Source organism: Streptomyces sp. NPDC041796 (genome assembly GCF_055590785.1).
In genome coordinates this window covers 45,547-65,818 of record NZ_JBVJAH010000001.1, presented here as the reverse complement: position 1 = coordinate 65,818, position 20,272 = coordinate 45,547, and the positions used below count along the sequence as shown (strand labels likewise).

15 protein-coding genes and 1 pseudogene are annotated in these 20,272 nt (G+C 72.1%); 7 read left to right on the top strand and 9 right to left on the bottom strand.

Annotated elements, in window-relative coordinates; translation table 11 throughout:
• Positions 1 to 153: 153 nt before the first annotated feature.
• Positions 154 to 2,466, bottom strand: coding sequence for an ABC transporter family substrate-binding protein (locus ACZ6C1_RS00295; RefSeq protein WP_469236368.1), 2,313 nt, complete (start codon positions 2,464 to 2,466; stop codon positions 154 to 156).
• Positions 2,467 to 2,709: 243 nt separating this feature from the next.
• Here ACZ6C1_RS00295 and ACZ6C1_RS00290 point away from each other — a divergent pair, with 243 nt between their 5' ends.
• The 4 genes from ACZ6C1_RS00290 (at position 2,710) to ACZ6C1_RS00275 (ending at position 6,937) form a co-directional block, all read left to right on the top strand.
• Complete coding sequence (locus ACZ6C1_RS00290) at positions 2,710 to 2,940, top strand: hypothetical protein (protein ID WP_469236367.1); 231 nt, start codon at positions 2,710 to 2,712, stop codon at positions 2,938 to 2,940.
• 443 nt (positions 2,941 to 3,383) lie between these two features.
• Positions 3,384 to 4,241 carry a hypothetical protein gene (locus ACZ6C1_RS00285; protein ID WP_469236366.1) on the top strand — a complete coding sequence of 286 codons (858 nt, stop codon included), beginning with the start codon at positions 3,384 to 3,386 and terminating at the stop codon, positions 4,239 to 4,241.
• Positions 4,242 to 4,256: 15 nt separating this feature from the next.
• Positions 4,257 to 6,170 carry a fumarate reductase/succinate dehydrogenase flavoprotein subunit gene (locus tag ACZ6C1_RS00280; protein WP_469236365.1) on the top strand — a complete coding sequence of 638 codons (1,914 nt, stop codon included), beginning with the start codon at positions 4,257 to 4,259 and terminating at the stop codon, positions 6,168 to 6,170.
• A complete protein-coding gene (locus ACZ6C1_RS00275; protein ID WP_469236364.1) occupies positions 6,167 to 6,937 on the top strand; it encodes a succinate dehydrogenase/fumarate reductase iron-sulfur subunit in 771 nt (256 codons plus the stop codon). Before ACZ6C1_RS00280 ends, ACZ6C1_RS00275 begins: the two co-directional genes overlap by 4 nt.
• Positions 6,938 to 7,001: 64 nt before the next feature.
• On the opposite strand, the gene ACZ6C1_RS00270 is transcribed toward ACZ6C1_RS00275, so the two are convergent.
• Positions 7,002 to 8,024, bottom strand: coding sequence for a glycoside hydrolase family 18 protein (locus ACZ6C1_RS00270; protein ID WP_469237132.1), 1,023 nt, complete (start codon positions 8,022 to 8,024; stop codon positions 7,002 to 7,004).
• Positions 8,025 to 8,149: 125 nt separating this feature from the next.
• On the opposite strand from ACZ6C1_RS00270, the gene ACZ6C1_RS00265 reads away from it, so the two are divergent.
• Positions 8,150 to 10,276 (top strand): TPM domain-containing protein, encoded by a 2,127-nt coding sequence (locus ACZ6C1_RS00265; protein WP_469236363.1) that lies wholly within the window; start codon positions 8,150 to 8,152, stop codon positions 10,274 to 10,276.
• 38 nt (positions 10,277 to 10,314) lie between these two features.
• Positions 10,315 to 10,428, top strand: a pseudogene (locus ACZ6C1_RS00260) (PspA/IM30 family protein); the annotation flags it as partial.
• 89 nt (positions 10,429 to 10,517) lie between these two features.
• On the opposite strand, the gene ACZ6C1_RS00255 reads toward ACZ6C1_RS00260, so the two are convergent.
• The 7 genes from ACZ6C1_RS00255 to ACZ6C1_RS00225 all read right to left on the bottom strand — a co-directional run bounded on the left by ACZ6C1_RS00255 (position 10,518) and on the right by ACZ6C1_RS00225 (position 18,938).
• On the bottom strand, positions 10,518 to 13,058 hold the full coding sequence (locus tag ACZ6C1_RS00255) for a SpoIIE family protein phosphatase (RefSeq protein ID WP_469236362.1): 2,541 nt from the start codon (positions 13,056 to 13,058) through the stop codon (positions 10,518 to 10,520).
• Between the two features lie 148 nt (positions 13,059 to 13,206).
• Positions 13,207 to 13,635, bottom strand: coding sequence for an ATP-binding protein (locus tag ACZ6C1_RS00250; protein ID WP_469236361.1), 429 nt, complete (start codon positions 13,633 to 13,635; stop codon positions 13,207 to 13,209).
• A gap of 580 nt (positions 13,636 to 14,215) precedes the next feature.
• Entirely contained in the window at positions 14,216 to 14,641 is a 426-nt protein-coding gene (locus ACZ6C1_RS00245) for a (deoxy)nucleoside triphosphate pyrophosphohydrolase (RefSeq protein ID WP_469236360.1), read from the bottom strand.
• A 44-nt stretch (positions 14,642 to 14,685) separates the two neighbouring features.
• Complete coding sequence (locus tag ACZ6C1_RS00240; RefSeq protein ID WP_073754082.1) at positions 14,686 to 14,865, bottom strand: hypothetical protein; 180 nt, start codon at positions 14,863 to 14,865, stop codon at positions 14,686 to 14,688.
• Positions 14,866 to 15,086: 221 nt separating this feature from the next.
• The gene (locus ACZ6C1_RS00235) at positions 15,087 to 15,839 is read right to left on the bottom strand and encodes a GntR family transcriptional regulator (RefSeq protein WP_469236359.1); all 753 of its coding nucleotides are present in this window, start codon (positions 15,837 to 15,839) and stop codon (positions 15,087 to 15,089) included.
• A gap of 200 nt (positions 15,840 to 16,039) precedes the next feature.
• Positions 16,040 to 17,074 (bottom strand): DUF4190 domain-containing protein, encoded by a 1,035-nt coding sequence (locus ACZ6C1_RS00230; protein WP_469236358.1) that lies wholly within the window; start codon positions 17,072 to 17,074, stop codon positions 16,040 to 16,042.
• Between the two features lie 286 nt (positions 17,075 to 17,360).
• Positions 17,361 to 18,938 (bottom strand): S8 family peptidase, encoded by a 1,578-nt coding sequence (locus tag ACZ6C1_RS00225; RefSeq protein WP_469236357.1) that lies wholly within the window; start codon positions 18,936 to 18,938, stop codon positions 17,361 to 17,363.
• 190 nt (positions 18,939 to 19,128) lie between these two features.
• Between ACZ6C1_RS00225 and ACZ6C1_RS00220 the strand changes: the two genes are divergently transcribed.
• Entirely contained in the window at positions 19,129 to 20,241 is a 1,113-nt protein-coding gene (locus tag ACZ6C1_RS00220) for a threonine synthase (RefSeq protein WP_469236356.1), read from the top strand.
• Positions 20,242 to 20,272: the final 31 nt, after the last annotated feature.

Here is a 20,272-nt window from a genome sequence, read left to right as displayed (position 1 = left end):
GAGGTGGACTGCGGTGTCGTGCGGTACTGCGGTACTGCGGCGCACTGGGGGTGCGTGGGTGTGGGCCCGGGTCATGGTCCGTAACGGAGCTTGCCCGCCGGCGGCACCGGCGGGCAAGCGACTTGAGCGGATTCTGAGGTTGGCCTTACTTCCCTACTTCCGCCGGAAGCCGATGTTCTCGTAGCGGGGGGTGGCGAAGCCGAACGCCCCGGCGTTCACCACGGTCGGCCTGGCCGCGACGAGCTCCGGCCGCTGGTAGAGGGGGATGGAGCCGGCGGCCGCCCAGATCCGGGCGTCGGCCTGCTTCACCAGGTCGCGGGCGGCCTTCTCGTCCAGCTCGGCGGCCGCCTGGTCGAAGAGCTGGTCGATGTGGTCCGTACCGACCCGGGTGTAATTCTGCTCCACCAGCAGTGAGCCGTCGGCGGCGGGCTGGGGCTTGGCGAAGATGGGGCGCCCGTCGGTGGCCGGATAGGCGGTGCCGGGCCAGGAGTAGAGGGCGAGGTCGTAGTCGCCGGAGGCGATGTGGTCCTTGAAGTAGCTGTCGTCGGGGACCTTGACGATCTCGGTGCCGATACCGATGCGGTCGAGCATCCGGGAGATCTTGTCACCGACGACCCGCAGGGACTCGGAGTCGGGACCGGCGGGGAGGACGAAGCGGAGGGTGAGCGACTGGCCGTCCTTGCCGAGCGACCCGGCGGCCCCGTCGCCCCCGGGACCGGCCGGGGCCGCCGGGGCGGGAGCGGCGGTGCCGCGGGGGGCGTAGGCGCCGGGGGCGCCGCCGCCCTGGGCCTTGGGCTGGTCGGGCACGCCCTTGTCGGTGTCGCGGAGAGCCTGGGGCCTGTTTTCGGACTGCCTCCGGTATTCGGCCCGGGCCTGGCTCTCGGCCTGGCGGTGGAGGGCGATGCCCTGGGCGGCCGCGGCGGGGGCGGGGGCCAGGACGTGGGTACCTTCCGGGCCGTCGTTACCGCCGACGGCGGGTTTGTCGTCGCCGACGATGTAGAGGCCCTCGTCGGACGGTACGTCGCTGCCGCCTCCGTTCTTGCCGCCCGTGGCGGGCCTGTGCGCGGCGGGTGACGCCTCGGCGCCCGCCTTCGTGCCGTCCTTGGGGGCGGCGGGCTTACGGGCTCCGCCCCGCGTCCAGCCCGCGTCGGCGAGCAGTTCCTGGGCCTCCTCGGTGTCCTGGCCGCCGAGGGCGCCGCTGCTGTCGGCGTACGCCTGCTGTCCGGCGAGCGCGAGGTGGCTGCCGACCGGGTACGCGGGCAGTCCGAGCGGCTTCAGGACGGCCTCGGCGAGCTCCTGGCGGTCCAGGGCGCGGGCCACCGCCCGGCGCACCCGATCGTCGGCGAGCGGGCCGCTCTCACCGTTCAGCGCCAGTTGCGTGTACGCGGGCTCCAGGGACTTGCGGACCACGTAGCCGCGCAGTGCCTTCTGCTCGGCCGCGTACGCCGCGACGAGCTGCTGGTTCTTCAGGCGTGCCGCCTCGTACTGCCGGGCCTTCGCGGGATCGGAGCCGTACGCGGGCGGCGCGGGCTCGCCGTGGGCGGCCTTGTCCGTGCCCTTCGCCGCGCGGACGATCCGGTCCGCCGTGGCATGGTCGATCTCGGCGAGGTCGAGGGTGCCCGTGGCGAGCGCGCCGGCGCGGCCCGAGCGCGGGACGGCCCGGAGCACGAGGGTGTCGAGCTTGGCCGGCTGCCCCCACCAGCGGGGGTTGCGCACGAGCGTCGCCGTACCGCTGCGGGTGTCGACGCCCTTGAGCTGGAACGGACCGGCGGTCGACGTCAGCTGCGTACGGGCGCCGTCGTTGAAGGCGGCCGGGGTGGCCATGACCTCTTTGGGGTAGAGCGGCGAGAACAGGGCGCGCCAGTCGGCGTACGGCTTGTTGAAGGTGACCCGGACCTCCAGGTCGCCGGCGCCTCGCTCGATCTTCTCGATGCGCTCGTAGCCGGCGTTGCGGGCGGTCCAGTAGGCGGAGTTCTTGCCGCTGAGGGCGCGCCACTGGGCGACGAAGTCGGGGGCGCCGATCTCGCGGCCGTCGCTCCACACGGCCTGCTGGTTGAGCTTGTAGAGGACGACCTGCTTGGGTTCGCGCTCGACGATCTCGGCGGATTCCAGGTAGTCGGCGTTGCGCTGGGGGCGGCCGCGGTCGTCGAGGGTGAAGAGGGAGGGCAGGACGGCCTGGGTGATGCGGGTGGTCGTGGCGTCGGCGTCCGCCTGGAAGGCGTTGAGGGTGGTCGGCATCGCGTCGACCGCCCAGCGCAGGGTGCCGCCGTCGGCGACGTCGGCGCGCGAGGCGGGGGCGATGTCCTGGGGAACGGCCTTGGCGTCGCTCTGTTCCTCGGGGGAGCTGCAGCCGCTCAGCACGGAGACGGCGAGTACGCCGCTGGTGAGGAGGACGGCGGACCGGAGTCTGCGGGAACGGGGGCCCCGGGAGCATGTCCTCCCCCGAGGGGCGCCGACGTGGGACATGTCTTGTACCTCTTCGTCCTGTTTTGTGGAATTTAGAGATGATCACACCTATTGCCCATACACTGAAATCCATCGGCAGGGCCCCGGAGCGGCGACACGGCGACACGGCGCACAAACACCACCCGTCCGGCCCAAGCCTCGGAAGAGTGGAATCCGTGCACATGGCTTCACAATGGGGGATGTGACGCGCGACACTCTCAGGCGCGTGTTTGCCACCCGCTATTGCGGAAGTGAGGGCAATTCATGTCACTCGAAGACGATCTGACCGAGGTCAAGCGCCGCCTTGAGGAGCTGGCCCGATCGGTCATCCAGCTGGAACGGAACCTCGCGCACCAGCGGGAGGAGAAGCCCGTTCCCATGGCGGTCGGCCGGCCCGACGGCCTGGTCACCATCCCGGACACGCCGTACGACAGCTCCCTGTGGACCGATTCGGACGACGAGGGCCTGGGCGCGCGGGACCGCCGCGCCCCCTGACGCCCGTGGCGCCGGAGCGCCGGGCGTCCCCGGCCGGGCGAGGGGTGACCGCGCCGTGGTGCGGACCGCCCGCTCGTGCGGCGGCCGTGCCGGGGCGGCGGACGACCGCGCCGGAGCGGCGCGGGGCGCGACGGTCCGCCGGCCCGTGCCCGGGGCCCGCCGAGTCGGGCGGGGCGCCCAGGAGCGGCACGGCACCGCGCGGACCGTGCACGCCGGGGCCCGCGCCCGCGCATGCGGGACCCGGCCCGCCCCCGCCCGCCCGCGCCGCCCCGCCCGGTCCGTAGGCCGCCGCCGGGCACCACCACCCGGCACCGGCTCCGGTCCTCGGGCGCCAGAGGTCCCGCTGCCGCGGGTCCGCCGGGCGACACGGCCCGCACCCGAACCGGCACCCACTCTCACCGACCGGCACGCGCCATGACCGGCACGCGCCCGAGGAGACCCCGTTGGCCACAGGCACCGAACAGCCACCCGACACCGACCCCGACTCCGCCACCGCCGCCCGCACGGGCCGCGGTGGCGTCCACAGCCCGACCCGCGCCACCATCGCGGCACCACATCTCCGCACCGACCGCTGGTGGCTCGCCCCAGCCGCCACCGCCGCCGGACTGCTCGCGTTCATCGTCTACTCGACCTGGCGGGCCTTCGCGAACAGCGACTACTACGCGGCGCCCTACGTCTCGCCGTTCTACTCGCCCTGTCTCGCCGAGAACTGCGTGCCCATGAAGGGCGGCCCCAACTGGGAGGTCTTCGGCGGCTGGTGGGGCCTGTCCCCCGCCCTGCTGATCCTGATCTTCCCGCTCGGCTTCCGGCTGACCTGCTACTACTACCGCAAGGCCTACTACCGGGGCTTCTGGGCGTCGCCCCCGGCCTGCGCGGTCGCCGAGCCGCACACGAAGTACACGGGCGAGACCCGCTTCCCGCTGATCCTGCAGAACATCCACCGGTACTTCTTCTACGCCGCGCTGCCGGTCGCCGGGATCCTGACCTACGACACCGTGCTCACCTTCCGCGACGCGTCGTACGAGTGGGGCCACATGGGTCTCGGGACGCTGGTCTTCCTCGTCAACATCGTGCTGATCTGGGCGTACACGCTCTCCTGCCACTCCTGCCGGCACATCGTCGGCGGCCGGCTGAAGCACTTCTCGAAACACCCCGTCCGCTACCGGCTCTGGGGCTGGGTCGGCAGGCTGAACGCGCGTCACATGCAGCTGGCGTGGGCGTCCCTGCTCAGCGTCGCGCTCGCCGACTTCTACGTGTACCTGCTCGCCAGCGGTGCCTTCGACGATCCGCGCTTCTTCTAGAAAAGGTGCTCATCGATGACGCAAGCGGAACGGCAGCAATGGGACGTCGTCGTGGTCGGCGCCGGCGGGGCGGGGCTGCGGGCGGCCATCGAGGCGCGCGAGCAGGGCGCCCGTACGGCCGTGATCTGCAAGTCCCTGTTCGGCAAGGCCCACACGGTGATGGCCGAGGGCGGCATCGCCGCCTCCATGGGCAACGTCAACGCCGGGGACAACTGGCAGGTCCACTTCCGCGACACCATGCGCGGCGGGAAGTTCCTCAACCAGTGGCGCATGGCGGAACTGCACGCGCGCGAGGCGCCGGACCGGGTGTGGGAGCTGGAGACGTGGGGCGCCCTCTTCGACCGGACGAAGGACGGCCGCATCTCGCAGCGCAACTTCGGCGGCCACGAGTACCCGCGCCTGGCCCACGTCGGCGACCGGACCGGTCTGGAGCTGATCCGGACGCTCCAGCAGAAGATCGTCTCCCTCCAGCAGGAGGACTTCCGCGCCTTCGGGGACTACGAGGCCCGGCTGAAGGTCTTCCAGGAGTGCACCGTCACCCGCGTCCTCAAGGACGACGACGGCCGGGTCGGCGGGACGTTCTGCTACGAGCGCGAGTCCGGCCGCTTCTTCGTGCTGGAGGCCCCGGCGGTCGTCCTGGCGACCGGCGGGATCGGCAAGTCGTTCAAGGTGACGTCCAACTCGTGGGAGTACACCGGCGACGGGCACGCCCTCGCCCTGCTGGCGGGCGCGCCGCTGGTGAACATGGAGTTCGTGCAGTTCCATCCGACCGGCATGGTCTGGCCGCCGTCGGTGAAGGGCATCCTGGTCACGGAGTCGGTGCGCGGCGACGGAGGGGTGCTGCGCAACTCCGAGGGCAAGCGGTTCATGTTCGACTACGTCCCCGACGTCTTCAAGGAGAAGTACGCGGAGTCGGAGGAGGAGGGCGACCGCTGGTACGAGGACCCGGACAACAACCGGCGCCCGCCCGAGCTGCTGCCGCGTGACGAGGTCGCCCGCGCGATCAACTCCGAGGTGAAGGCGGGGCGCGGATCACCGCACGGCGGGGTGTTCCTGGACGTGTCCACCCGGATGCCGGCCGAGACCATCCGGCGCAGGCTGCCGTCGATGTACCACCAGTTCAAGGAGCTGGCGGACGTCGACATCACGGCCGAGCCGATGGAGGTCGGCCCCACCTGCCACTACGTGATGGGCGGCGTCGCCGTCGAGTCCGACACGGCCGCCGCGGTCGGTGTGCCGGGGCTGTTCGCGGCCGGTGAGGTCGCGGGCGGGATGCACGGCTCCAACCGGCTCGGCGGGAACTCGCTGTCCGACCTGCTGGTCTTCGGCCGTCGGGCCGGGCTGTACGCGTCCCGGTACGCGAGCGGCCTCGCCGCCCGCCCGGTGGTGGCCGACGCCCAGGTGCACGCGGCGGCCGCGGAGGCGCTGCGCCCGTTCAGCGGCGACAGTCCCACCGGGGCGGGCGAGCGGCCGGAGAACCCGTACACCCTGCACCAGGAGCTCCAGCAGACGATGAACGACCTGGTCGGCATCATCCGCCGCGAGGAGGAGATGCGGCGAGCGCTGCGGACCCTGGCCGAGCTGCGGCTGCGGGCCCAGGGCGCGGGCGTCGAGGGACACCGGCAGTTCAACCCCGGCTGGCACCTGGCGCTGGACCTGCGCAACATGCTGCTGGTCAGCGAGTGCGTGGCACGCGCGGCACTGGAGCGCACGGAGAGCCGCGGCGGACACACCCGGGAGGACTGCCCGGCCATGGAACGCGAGTGGCGACGGGTGAACCTGCTGTGCCGCCTCGCCGACCCCGACTCCGAGGAGGGCCAGATCGCCCTCGAACGCACCACGACCGAACCCATCCGTTCCGACCTGCTCGCCCTGTTCGACAAGGAGGAGCTGGTCAAGTACCTCGCCGAAGAGGAGCTCTACGAGTGACCAGCTATGACGCGAGCTTCCGGGTGTGGCGGGGCGACCTGGACGGCGGCGGCCTGAAGGACTTCACCGTCGAGGTGAACGAGGGCGAGGTCGTCCTCGACATCATCCACCGGCTCCAGGCCACCCAGGCCCCCGACCTGGCGGTGCGCTGGAACTGCAAGGCGGGCAAGTGCGGTTCGTGCAGTGCGGAGATCAACGGCCGGCCGCGGCTGCTGTGCATGACGCGGATGTCGGTGTTCTCGCGCGACGAGGTCATCACGGTGACCCCGCTGCGCGCCTTCCCCGTCGTCCGTGACCTGGTGACGGACGTGTCCTTCAACTACGACAAGGCCCGGGAGGTCCCGGCCTTCGTCCCGCCGCCGGGAGTGGCACCGGGTGAGTACCGGATGCAGCAGATCGACGTGGAGCGCTCCCAGGAGTTCCGCAAGTGCATCGAGTGCTTCCTGTGCCAGGACACGTGCCATGTGGTGCGGGACCACGAGGAGAACAAGACCGCCTTCGCCGGGCCCCGCTTCCTGATGCGCATCGCCGAACTCGACATGCACCCCCTGGACGCGGCGGCGGACTCCGGCCTCGACCGCAAGCGCACGGCACAGGAGGAACACGGGCTCGGCTACTGCAACATCACCAAGTGCTGCACGGAGGTCTGCCCCGAACAGATCAAGATCACCGACAATGCGCTGATCCCGCTGAAGGAACGGGCGGTGGACCGCAAGTACGACCCGCTGGTCTGGCTCGGCAACAAGATCACTCGCCGGGGGTCCTGACCCGCCCGGGCCGGGCCCAGGGCGCGTCCTGCCGGTCGGGCCCGGCCGGATCCCCGGGCACGCCCTAGTGCCAGCCGGCCTTGTACGCGGCCCAGTCCTCGTCCTTCGCCGCGAAGTCGACGTACAGCGCGACCCCGAACCGCTCCCGGTCGCGGTCCGTGCGCCCCAGGCCCAGCCGGGTGCCTCGGACCGCGGCCGCGACGGTCTCCGCCGACTCGTGGTGACCCAGGTCGTCCTCGTGGAAGAAGGGCAGGCCCATCAGCAGGTCGGTGCTCTCGGGCGTGACCTCCAGTGCGAGCGAGGTCTGCTGGGCGACATAGCCGCCGTACATGCCCTCCAGCGGCATCCATGTGTCGTACGACATCACGGCTATCTGGTCCACCCGTCGGGCCACCTCCCCGAAGAACTCCTGCGACCACCACTTCTCGCTGCCGCTCAGCGCGCCGTTCACCGCGTGGGCCGCGGGCAGCGGGTCTATCTGGTGGGCGGCGACCGACAGCGGCGCCCTGCGGGCCCGCGTCACCTCGCGGAGGTCGTCCAGGAGCGAGAGGTAGTTCCGGTCGTCGGAGAGCAGGGGCTCCAGGTCGAAGTGGACGCCGTCGAAGCCCGCGTCCAGGATCTGCCGTGTCGAGCGCACGACGGCGGCCCTGGACTCGGCCCGCTCCAGGCGCAGCCCGTTCGGGCCCTCGGTGGCCAGCACGTCACCGAGCCAGGCCTGCACCCGTATCCCGGGCATCGTGCGGTGCACGGAGTCGATGAGCCACCGTGCCCTGGGGTACCGCGCGGCGGGCAGGGTCCCGTCGTGCTCCAGCGGGCCCGCGTGGACATACAGGTCCCGGATGCCCGTCCCCTTTATCCGTGCGGCGAAGGCCGCGAGATCCGCGTCCTTCTTCCGCCCGTCCACCCAGGCGTGACCGAGCCAGATCGCGTCCTTGCCCCGCGTCTTCGTGCCCTCCTGCAGGTCCCCCGCGTAGTTCACCCGCAGCGCCGCCCAGGCGGCGAGCGGGGGCAGCACCACCAGCACGGCCAGCACCAGCGCGATCCGCTTGGGCCACTTGAGCCGTGGACCGGCCAGTTTCGCCCGCATCGCCCGTACGTTCACCTTCATCCCCCCGCAGCCGTGCTGAACGATCTCCACCCTAGCCTTCGCCACTGACAGTGACGAGAGGCGTCCGGTCGCGCCCGTACAAACACCGTCATAGCCTCACGAATGTGACACGGAGAGCCACCCCGGCCTTCCTCGCTGTCCTCCTCGGTGCACTGGTGACGGCGTGGTGGCTGGTCCTGCCCGGCGCGCCGGGCGGCGCACACGCCGACGACCCGGTGGACCTGTCACGGCAGGGCCGGATCACCGACAAGGTCGCCGCCCTGGAAGGCCGGGAACAGGACGTCAGCCAGGCGCTCCGACAACTCGACGAAGAAGGGCGCGTGCAGCTCTTCGTCGTGTACGTACGCGACTTCTCCGGGCACCCGGCGCAGGAATGGGCCGACGCCACCGCGGTGAGGAACGGACTCGGGGCCGACGACGTCCTGCTCGCCGTCGCCACGCACGACCGGCAGTACGCCTACTCCGCCGACCCCGCCTCCCGCCTCACCCGGGCGGACCTGGACGAGGTCGCGCGTACCGCCGTCGAACCCGCGCTGCGGCAGAACGACTGGGCGGGGGCCGCGATCGGGGCCGCCCACGGGTACCTCGCCGTACTGGCCGGGCGGCCGGTGCCCACCCCCACCGTCACACCCGGACCGGCGGATCCGGGTGGCGACGGCGGCTCAGGCACCGACCTGGTCCTTCCCGTGGTGCTGCTCGTCGGCGCCGGTGCGGTCGCGGCGTACACGTACACCAGGCGCCGCAGGCGGACCGCGACACGCACCACGCCGCACGGTGGCGGTGAGGCGCGGTGGTGTGCGCCCCAGGAACCACCGGTGGCGGAGCTGGACGCCCACGCCCAGCGGGTGCTCGTCGACACGGACGACGCCATCCGGACCAGCGAGGAGGAGCTGGGGTTCGCCGTCGCGCAGTTCGGCGAGGAGGCGGCGAAGCCCTTCACCGAGGCGGTGGCGTACGCGAAGGGCGAGCTGACCGCGGCCTTCCGGCTGCGCCAGCAGCTCGACGACGCGTACCCGGAGGACGAGGCGGCCGGCCGGCGGATGCTGGAGGAGATCACCGCCCGCTGCGGCGAGGCCGACCGGCGACTGGACGCGGAAGCGGAGGCGTTCGATCGGCTGCGCGCCCTGGAACGGACGGCACCGGATGCGCTCGCCGCGGTGGAGTCGGCGTTCCGGGAGGTGAGCGGCCGGGCGGACCTGGCGGACGCCGGACTCGTCGCGATGCGCGAACGGTACGCGGAGTCGGCCGCCGCGCCCGTCGCGGGCGGGGTCGAGCAGGCCAGGGACCGGCTCCTGTTCGTGTCGGCCGTCCTGGAACGGGCGCGGGAGGCGGTGGAAGGGGACGACAACGCCACGGCGGCGGTGCATGTGCGGGCCGCCGAGGGCGCTCTCGACCAGGCGGCGCGCCTCGTCGACGCCGTGGACCGGCGCGCCAGGGAACTGGCCGAGGCCGCGGGCCGGCTGCCGACCGCACTCGCCGACATCGAGGACGATCTCGCCGACGCGGGCGGGCTGTTGCAGGGCACGGCCGGCAACGTACCGGTGGCCGATCTGCGGGGCCGGACCGCCCGCGCCGAGTCGGTCGTCGCGGACGTACGGGCCGCGGTCGGGGCCGGGCGCTACGACCCGATCGACGCGCTGCGCCGCGTCGAGGAGGCGGACGCCGCGCTGGACGAGGCGCTGGCGGGCGCGCGGGAGCGGGAACAGGGCACGCGGCGGGCGCGTGGGCTCCTCGACCGGGCGATGCTCACGGCTCGCTCCACGATCGAGGCCGCGGCGGACTACATCGCGACCCACCGCGGGGCGGTGGGCGCTCAGGCCCGTACGCGGCTGGCCGAGGCGCACCGGCGGCTGGAGCGGGCGCGGGAGCTGGCGGCGGCGGACGTCACGGTGGGCGGCGCGGGTGACGCGCAGGGCGCGCTGGTGGAGGCGCGGCAGGCGGACGTGCTGGCCCGGCAGGCGCAGAGCCTCGCGGAACAGGACGTGGCCGGGTACGGGAACGTGTTCGGGCCGGGCGGTGTCTCCGGCGCGGGCGGGGGCGGCGGACTGGGCGGCGCGGTGCTCGGCGGGATCCTCCTGGGCGGCCTGTTCGGCGGTGGCGGCCGGGGAGGCGGGGGATACGGCGGCGGTTTCGGTGGAGGTCCGGGTGGGGGCAGGGGCGGAGGCGGCGGGCCCGGCCGCTTCGGCGGCCGGGGCACCCGCGGCCGGCTGGGCGGGGGCGGCCGGTTCTGACCCGGTCCTCATTCCATCGGCGTACCAGGAGACGTGCCATGACCAAGCAGACCATCCTCGGCCGGGTCGCCCAGCCGGCGAAGGCGAATGTCAACGCCCTTCTCGACCAGGCCGAGAACCCGCAGCTGATGCTGGACCAGCTCCGGGCCGACCCGTGGGGCCGGGCGCGCCGCGGCAGGGCTGCGCGGGGCTGATCCTTCAGGCCCGGAGGAGGTTCGAGGACCTTCCCCGGGCCCCGTCCCTAGAACATGCTCAGCAGCTGGTCGACGGTCGGTTCCGTGGTGGCGTCACCGTCCGGGAGCGGCAGTTCGAACCAGACCGTCTTGCCGCGCGGTGTACGGCGGGACCCCCAGCCCGCGCTGAGCAGACCCACGAGCTGGAGACCGCGGCCGCCCTCGTCGGTGTCGCGGGCCCGGCGCCGCCGGGGCTGGACCAGGCCGGCGTCCCACACCTCGCAGACGAGGCTGCGGTCGCGCAGCAGCCGGAGCCGTATCTCCCCCTCGCCGTAGCGCAGCGCGTTGGTGACGAGTTCGCTGACGAGCAGTTCGACCGTGTCGACGAGCGGTTCGAGGTCCCAGGCGGTCAGCTGGGCGCGGGCCAGCTCGCGGGCGCGGCCCACCGAGCGGGGCTCGCGGGGCAGCCGCCAGTCCCCGACGGCCTCGGAGGGCAGCCCTTGGATGCGGGCCATCAGCAGGGCGATGTCGTCCTCGCCGTGCCGTGTGTCGAGGGTGTTCAGGACGTGGTCGCAGACGTCCTCCAGCGGCCGGCCCGGATCGGTGAGCGCGCTGCGGAAGGCCTGCAGGCCCTCGTCGAGGGGGTGGTGGCGGGACTCGACGAGCCCGTCGGTGTAGAGGGCGAGCAGCGCGCCCTCGGGGAGTTCCACCTCCACCTCCTCGAAGGGCTCGCCGCCGACGCCGAGGGGCATCCCGGGCGGGACGTCCAGCAGCAGCGCCGCCTCGCCCGGTTCGACGAGCACCGGCGGCAGGTGGCCGGCGTTGGCGAACGTACAGCGGCGGGTGACCGAGTCGTACACCGCGTAGACGCACGTCGCGAGGTAGACCTCGGACAGCTCCGGGCCGCGTGACGCGGTGGCGACCCGTGAGGCCTGCCCGCCTCCGGTGGGCGTGCCGAGGCCCCGTGCGATCTCGTCGAGGTGGGAGAGCACCTCGGCCGGCTCCAGGTCGAGCTGGGCCAGGGTGCGTACGGCGGTACGGAGTTCTCCCATGGCGACGGCGGCCCGCAGCCCGCGCCCCATGACGTCGCCGACGACCAGGGCGGTGCGGTGGCCGGGAAGCTGGATGACGTCGAACCAGTCACCGCCGACCTCGGTGGCGGTGTTGCCGGGCAGGTAGCGGCAGGCGATGTCCAGCCCGGCGGCCTCCGGATCGCCGGGCGGGAGGAGGCTGCGCTGGAGGATCAGGGCACGTTCGTGCTCCCGCCGGTAGAGGCGGGCGTTGTCGATGCAGACCGCGGCGCGGGCGGCCAGCTCGACGGCGAGCGCCCGGTCCCGTTCGCCGAAGGGCTCGCTGCCCTTGGCACGGGAGAACTGCACCAGCCCGACGACGGTGTCGTGGGCGACCATCGGCACGACCAGGGTCGACTGCACGAGGCTGCCGTCGACGCCGGGCATGGTGCGCAGCCGCCCGGTGCGCAGCGCGCTCGCGCAGGGCGAGTTGAAGGGGTAGCGGTGGATGGCGCCCATGTCTATGGGCGTCGTTTCACAGCACCCGGGTGCGGCGCCGGGGTTCAGCAGCGGGGCGTCGGAGACGGCGCTCGCGAAGGCGACCCTGCGCAGTTCGGCGCTGGAACCGTCGGCCCTTCCCGGTGGCGCCTCGTCGCCGGTGAGCAGTCCCTGGTAGAGGTCGACGGAGGCGAGGTCGCAGAAGCCGGGTACGGCGACGTCGAGGAGCTCGCGGGCGGTGGTCTCCAGGTCGAGGGAGTTGCCGATGCGGGCGCCGGCCTCGTTGAGGAGGGCCAGGTTGCGGCGGGCGTTGGCGGCCTCGCGGGCGGCGATCTGGCGGCGGGTGACGTCGGTGCCGAGTCCGGCGACGCCGACGGGCCGGCCGGAGCCGCTGTGCACCCGGTAGAGGTTGATCGACCAGTGCCGGCTTTCGGCGCTGCCGGGCACCGCACCGGTGAGCTGGAGGTCGGTGACGGACTCGCCGGTCTCCAGCACCCGGCGCAACGCGGCGGTCATCCGTTCGGCCTCGGGGCGGGAGAGGTAGTCCTGGACGGTGCGCCCACGGTGGTCCTCGGCATCGCCGCCGAAGACGGTCGCGAAGCGCTGGTTGGCGCGCTTGACCGTCAGGTCCGTGTCGAACAAGAGGAACCCAAAAGGGGATTGACCAAAAATCGCCTGTGAAGCGGCAAGATCCGTCTCTATCCGTCGCAGTGCACGTACATCGACGACGATGCAGAGCGCGGCCTTCTCGCCGCCCTCGGTCTCGCTCGGCATCACATAGACCTCGGCGATCCCGCGCGCCCGCCGCTCCCCCGGCATCCGGAACGGGACCAGGCCCGTCCACTCCTTGCCGTCGAGGATCTCGGAGACCTTACGGTGCCCGCGCGGCCGAAGCTCGGCCGGCATGAACGCCTCGACCGGATCCTTACCCCTGACCTCCTCGGCGGTGATGCCGAACAGGTCCGCGGCACGGATGCTCCACTGGTCGACCAGCCCGTCGGGGCCGATCGAGAAGGAGGCAACTCTGATGTAGTCGTAGATCGAGCCAGGTGGACTGCTCTGCCACACGACGCTGTTCGCCGTCTCAGGTATCTCGCTCACGCGACCGTCCCCTCCAGCTCACCGCACCGGACCGGCCATTCCCGCAGTATTCAGCACTACGGCCCCCGGCGGCACGCCGTTCACGATCACAGGGTGGTCTCGTTCGTTTTGAGCCGAGCCCGGCGGTGATCGTTGTCCCCTCACTCTTCTAACCAGGCAGGGCCAGCTCGAACCACACTGTCTTGCCCGACCTGCCCTTTCGAGTCCCCCAGCGGCGGGCGGAGCAGGCGACCAGCTGCAGCCCCCGTCCCCCCTCGTCGTCGGGGCCGGCGACGCGCTCCAAGGGTGGATCCGGAAGGGGATCGGACACCTCGACCAGCAGCGCGGGGTGCGACGGGAAGGGCTCCTCGTCCGGGTGCAGCCGGGCCAGCCGGACCCCGATGGGACCGGAGGCGTAGCGCAGGGAATTGGTCACCAGCTCGCTCACCAGCAGCACGGTCACATCGCAGACCGCCGAGTCCAGCCGCCAGGCGCGCAGCGTGTCACGGACCGCGTGGCGGGCGGCGCGTACGGCGTCGAGCTCAGCCGGAAAGGCCCACTCGGCGCACTCGCCTTCGGTGTCGATCACGCCGACCACTTCCCAGACCGAGCAACAGACCCACGTCCAATTTCGGTGGGTTAATCAGCACATACCCGATATTTGGGGCGGGCTATCGCGGGAGCAGGCGCATGGTGGCACGAACGGCGTACACCCCGGGCGCGCGCTCCTCACCGACTCCTCGCGCCCGCGCACCCCGCCCCGCCGCGGGGGCGCCCCGTTCCGGTGCGGGAGCGAGCCGCCTCGGAGGGGGACGAGGGCACAGCCGGACGCACGCGGACCGGCCCCGGCGCCCCGCTCGAGCCCGGAGGTCCCGCCGGGGCGGACACCGACCGCCGGAGCCGGACGGACACCCGGTCGGACACCCGGTCGGAGGACGAGCACCAGCAGCCGGGCCGGGCGCCCGGGCGAGCGGGAAGGCCCGGCCGAGCAGGACGTCAGGACAGGCGGGACGTCAGGACAGGCGGACGCCAGGACAGGCGGGACGTCAGGACAGGCGGACGCCAGGACAGGCGGGACGTCAGGACAGGCGGACGCCAGGACAGGCGGGACGCCGGGACAGGCGGGGCGTCAGGACGAGCGGGACGTCAGGACGGGCGACGCCAGGACAGGCGAGGCGTCAGGACGGGTCGGTGAGGCGGGCGGTGGAGGATCCGGCGGGCAGTCGGAGGGCCACCTCGGCCACGGCGGGACGGTCCTGATCCAGCCAGTCGACGGTGTCCAGTTCATGCCGGTACAGCCAGCGCAATTCATCGTGATCCTCCAACGGGCGCGGCTCACCGGAGACAAGCCGGGCCGTCCACACCTGGAGTACGTAACCGGGCGCCAGCGGCCATTCGCCGGGGATCCGTTCACCCGGCTCCGTCTCCACGCCCAGCTCTTCGCGCAGCTCGCGCACGAGGGCCTGCCGCGCGGTCTCGCCCGGCTCCAGCTTTCCGCCGGGCAGCTCCCATCGGCCGGCGAGCTCGGGAGGGGCGCTACGGCGTGCGGCCAGCAGGCGTCCCCGGTCGACGACGGCCCCGGCCACCACCACACGATCTGTCATGCGCCGGAGCGTAACGCGCGGCGGACCGGCATCCTCGCCCGTGGTCAGCTCGCGGGCTGGCCCACGCGCTCCACCCAGTAGAGCTGCTTGTGTCCGCGCGTATCGAGACTGTCGGCGATCTTCTGCGCCTCGTCCCTGGTCGCGTACCTGCCCACCCGGTAGTGGTTGCCGTTGTCGTCCTGCCGGATCACCAGCCAGGGAAGGACCGCGCCACTCTCACTCATCACGCCTCACCCTCCGCCGGCCTGCCCGCTTCTAAGCTTCCCCACGAAACCGCAATCCGCATATGCCTGAGCTTACGCCTGACCTTTACTGAGCGGATACGTGTTTTTACAAAGAGGTACGCATCCGGCCAGCGACGCGGTACGACGAGGGGGCGCACCCGGCCGGGTGCGCCCCCTTGCGCGGAACAACGCGGAACTGATTGCCCGTCAAGGGCCCTCGGTCACCGCACCGGAAGGTGGTAGGCGATCCGGTAGCGATCGGCCGGGACCACTACGTCGGCCGTCTCGACCGCCCTCCCCGAGGCGTAGTACGTCCGCTCCACCACCATCACCACATGGCCGGGCACACCCCCGAGCGTCAGGAGCTCCTCCGCCAGCCCCGGCCGCGCGCCGACCTCCTCCACCACGTTGTCCACGACGATGTCGATCGCCGCCATCCGCTCGACGACCCCGCAGCCGCCCAGCGGGCCCTCCTCGGGCAGCATGACGGGCGTACGCCCGGTGACGGCCAGCGGCTCCCAGGAGGTGGAGAGCATCATCGGCTCGCCCGCGTCCCGGAAGACGTACCGGGTGCGCATCACCCGCTCCCCGGGCTCGATGCCGAGGCGCTCGGCGATCGCCACGCCCGCCGGCTCCTGCTCGCTGCTGGACTCCCAGGTGCCGCGCGCCTCCTCCGCCGCCTGCTCCTGCCGGAAGGGGTTGGCACCGGTCGTCAGTCCGTAGCCCGAGCGGGCGATCCTGCGCGGTACGGGGCGCTCCCGGACGTACGTCCCCGACCCCGAGCGGCCCTCGACGAGCCCTTCGGCCATCAGCACCTTGCGGGCCTCCAGGGCGACGGTGTCCGAGACCCCGTACTCCTCGCGGATCCGGGCCTGCGAGGGAAGCCGCGTGTGCGGCGGGAGCGAGCCATTGACGATCTTTTCCCGGAGATCGCTCGCAACGCGCAGATAAGCGGGCTGCTCACCGAAGGTCACGGGCCACTCCCATCAGGTTGACAGACAGCAACAGCGTGGCAACCGTCGGTTGCTTACCGCAAGCATGGGCCAAGGTTTCACCCGAAGTGATGACTGCCGTTTGAGCACCTGGTCGCCATGGGTATCGGCGGGAAACTGCGCCCCGGACGAGACTCCGCCCAGGGCGCAACCCCTCCGCCCCGCGCGGCGACCGGCGCCGCTCAGGCGGTGCCCGAGGCTTCCTCGGGCGGCGTGACGGCCAGCTTCAGGGCGCCGCGCGCCTTCAGGCCCAGGTCGGCCGGGAGGGCGTCGTACGCGGGTTCGTAGTGCTCCCAGAAGGTGTCCGGGTCCGTGGCGGCCGCCATCTTGGCCCAGTGCTTCCGGGCCGCCTCCAGGTCCTCGACCAGGTCCGCCACCGGCTTCTCCGCGGCGGTCGGCCACGGGTGCGCCTCCAGCTTCGCGGCCGCCCCACCGACGGCCGCGGAGACCTTCTGGGCCCAGGCCAGGTTGGCCGGCCGGTCCTCCTCGACGTCGGCCTCGGGCTCCTCCAGGAGAGCCGCGTCGATCCGGTTGACCGACTTCAGGAAGGCCTGCTGGTCCTGGTCGAGGGTCGTCTCGTCGCTGCGCACCGAACCCGTGAGCTTGCCCTTCTCCGCGGCGAAGGCGCAGGTCACCGAGCGGTCGCCGAGCGCCCAGCTCTCCTTGCTCGGCTGGTAGTAGTACAACCACGCGGTCTCGGGGACGGCCCAGGTGTCCAGCGCGTACGCCGTGTTCAGCGCGTCGCAGCGCTGCTCGGCGATCGGCTCGATGGGCTTGTCCCCGGGCCACTTGTCGAACTCGGTGATCTTGAAGCTGCCGGTTATCTCACCGTCGTGCGGCTTGGCGCAGTCGACGATGGTGACGTCGGTGGTTTCCGCCTCGATGGCGCCGCCCGGGCTGTTGAAGCACTGCCCCTTGCGCAGGTCGAAGGTCGAGCGGGTGCGGGACGCCTCGCCGGCGGCGTCGCGCACGCCGTCGAAGAAGTCGCGGAAGGCGCCCGTGCCGAGTCCAGCCACGACCAGCAGGGTGCTCGCCAGGGACAGGGCCATGCCGGTGATGGCCATCCCCTTGCCCCGCTCGCCCCGCTTCTTGATCCGCGCGAGCGCGAACCCACCCAGGATCATCCCGAGCGGAGGCACCAGGCAGACGATGCCGGCGACGAGGGAGGCGATGGCGAGGCCGTTGACGTTCGCGGAGGGCGGCTGCGGTCCGGGCATGCCGTAGAACGGGGCGGGCGCCTGGGGATACGGCTGCTGGGGCGGGGGCCAGCCCTGGGGGGATCCTTGGGGGGACCCCTGGGGCGATCCCGGGGAGGACGGTTCCACGGTTCTCGGTGCTCCTGTCGGGGGCGGGACGAATCGAATGCGCGCGCGGCTGGCGCATCGTACGCGGTCGGCGACAGGAGGCGGAATGCGGGCCTCGAAAAGGGCATTCGGAGCATTCGCCACGAAAAGAAAGGCGGCCGCCATGATGGCGACCGCCTCCCTCACTCACTCAACCGCCTCAGAACTGCAAGGCCCAGGAGTCGATCTTCCCGGTGTCGTAGCGGGCGTTGTCGCTCACCCGCAGCTTCCACGTGCCGTTGGCGACCTCGGAGGAGGCGTTGACCGTGTACGTGGTGTTGATGTTGTCGGAGCTGCCGCCCGTGCCGTAGCCCTTGAGCGTGTACGCGGTGCCGTCAGGTGCGATCAGCTGGACCTGGAGGTCACCGATGTACGTGTGAACGATGTTCACAGGGACCTGGAGCGCGGACGGGGCGTTGCCCGTGACGTCGCTGACGGTGACCGGCGACTCGACGGTGGTGTTGTCGTTGATCGCGTAGTCGGTGGTGTTCTCGAAGCGCTTGCCGGGCGGCGGCGTGGTTCCGCCGTCACCCACGTACAGCAGGCGGTTCGGGGAGCCGGTGCCCGGGTTGCCCACCACGCCGCTGGTGGCGGCGGAGGTGAGGGCGGTCGCCACCTGCGACGGGGTGGCCGTCCGGTTGTTGGCCAGGTAGAGGGCCGCGGCGCCCGCGACGTGCGGGGTGGCCATCGACGTACCGGAGATGGTGTTCGTGGCCGTGTCGTTGGTGTTCCAGGCGGAGGTGATGGAGGAACCGGGCGCGAACAGGTCCACCACACTGCCGTAGTTGGAGAAGCTGGAACGCGCGTCCGTGCTGGTGGTCGAGCCGACCGTGACCGCCTCGGTGACACGGGCCGGGGAGGTGCTGGAGGCGTCGCGGCCGTCGTTGCCCGCCGCGATGGCGTAGGTGACGCCGGAGGCTATGGAGTTGCGCACGGCGGTGTCGAGGGCCGAGTCCGCGCCGCCGCCCAGACTCATGTTGGCCACGGCCGGCTTGACGGCGTTACGGGTCACCCAGTCGATGCCGGCGACCACCTGGGCGGTGGTTCCGGAACCGGAGTTGTTGAGCACGCGGACGCCGACGATCTTGGCCTTCTTGGCCACACCGTAGGAGGACCCGGCGACGGTGCCGGCGACGTGCGTGCCGTGACCGTGGCCGTCCTGTGCCGTGTTGTCGTTGTCGATGGCGTCGTAGCCGTAGGAGGCCCGCCCGCCGAAGTCGCCGTGCGTGATGCGTACGCCGGTGTCGATGATGTACGCGGTGACGCCCTCGCCGGCCGGCTCGGGGTAGGTGTAGCTCTGGTTGAGCGGCAGGGCGCGCTGGTCGATCCGGTCCAGGCCCCAGGAGGGCGGGGAGGGCTGTGTGCCGGTGACCGTGAAGACGCGGTTCTGCACGACGGAGTCGACGGCCGGGTCGGCGGCGAGCTTCTTCGCCTGGGCCTCGGACAGTTCGACGGCGTAGCCGTTGAGGGCGGAGGTGTACGTCTTCTCGATCTTCGCGCCGTAGCGCGCGGCGATGGCCTTGCCCGCCTTGGACTCGGCGTCGGCGGCCGACTCGTCGAGGGTGACGATGTAGCTGCCCGCGATGGCGCCGGGGGCTCCGGCGTTCTCGATCACACCTTCCGGGGCGGCCGCGGCCGCGGTGGCCGGGAGGGCGGAGAGGGTGCCGAGCGCGAGGGCGGCGACGACGGTGGCGCCGGCTGCGGCCAGTCTTCGCCGCGGGGTACGCATCACTGACATGTGAGGGGTCCTCCTCATTGGTGGTGCGTTGCTGTGGGGGTTTGGCAGAGGCATGACAAACAGCGCCGCCGTGTACGCGGCGTCATCCGAATACCGCTACCGAGCGAAAGGTTGACCGATCCATAGGAATCCCACAAGGGTCCTGACGCTCCGGTAACACACCCGCCATACAAGTGACATGCTGGCCTTCATGACCCTTTCGGCGAGCTATCTGTGCCGACGATGCGGTACCGGATCATCCGTATCGGCACTGACCTGGTGCTGTCCCGAATGCCAGGGGCCTTGGGACCTGGATTTCACCGCCGGCGCCGTCCCCGCGGCCGCGCTCGCCGGCCGGGTCGGTTCGCTGTGGCGGTACGAGGAGGCGCTGCCGCTCTCCGACCCGTACTGCACCCTCGGCGAGGGCCGCACCCCGCTCGTCCGCCTCACGGACACGGTCTCGGCCAAGCTGGACTACCTGATGCCCACGCTGTCGTTCAAGGACCGCGGCGCCGTCATGCTCGCCGAGCTCGCCCGCCGCCTCGCGCCGCGCCGCGTGATCGCCGACAGCAGCGGCAACGCGGGCACCGCCATGGCGGCGTACTGCGCCCGCGCGGGCCTGGACTGCACGGTGTACGTCCCCGAAGGCACCAGCCCCAAGAAACTCGAGCAGATCCGCGCGCACGGGGCGCGGCTCACGATCACCCCCGGGGACCGTGAGGCCGCCGCCCGGGCCGCCCGCGAGGCCGCCGGCGAACCGGGCACCTTCTACGCCTCGCACGTGTTCAACCCCTACTTCCTGCACGGCACGAAGACGTACGTCTACGAAGTGTGGGAGGACCTCGGCGGGCGCCTGCCCGACACTCTCGTCCTCCCCGTAGGCAACGGCACCCTCCTGCTGGGCGCCGCCCTGGCCACGGCCGAGCTGTACGCGCACGGTCTGATCCCCGCACGCCCCGCCCTGCTGGCCGTGCAGGCGGAGGCGGTGGCACCGCTGGCGGAGGCGTTCCGCACGGGCGCCGACGACCTGCCCGCGCCCGCGCCGGCACGGCCCACCCTCGCCGAGGGCATCGCGATCCCGAACCCCCCGCGCGCCCGCCAGATCCTGCGGGCGGTGCGCGAGTCGGGCGGCACCTTCCTCACGGTGACGGATGACCAGATCCGGTCCGCACAGCTCGACTTGGCAGCCCGTGGGCTCTTCGTCGAGTCGACGGGCGTCGCGTGCTGGGCGGCGATCACCGCCGAGCCTCGCGCCGGCAGCACGGTCGTGCCGCTGTGCGGCGCGGGTGCGAAAACGGGCCTCGCCGGTTCCCGCGCCACTTGAGGCCCACGGGTGCAGCATGGAAGAGGGGCCC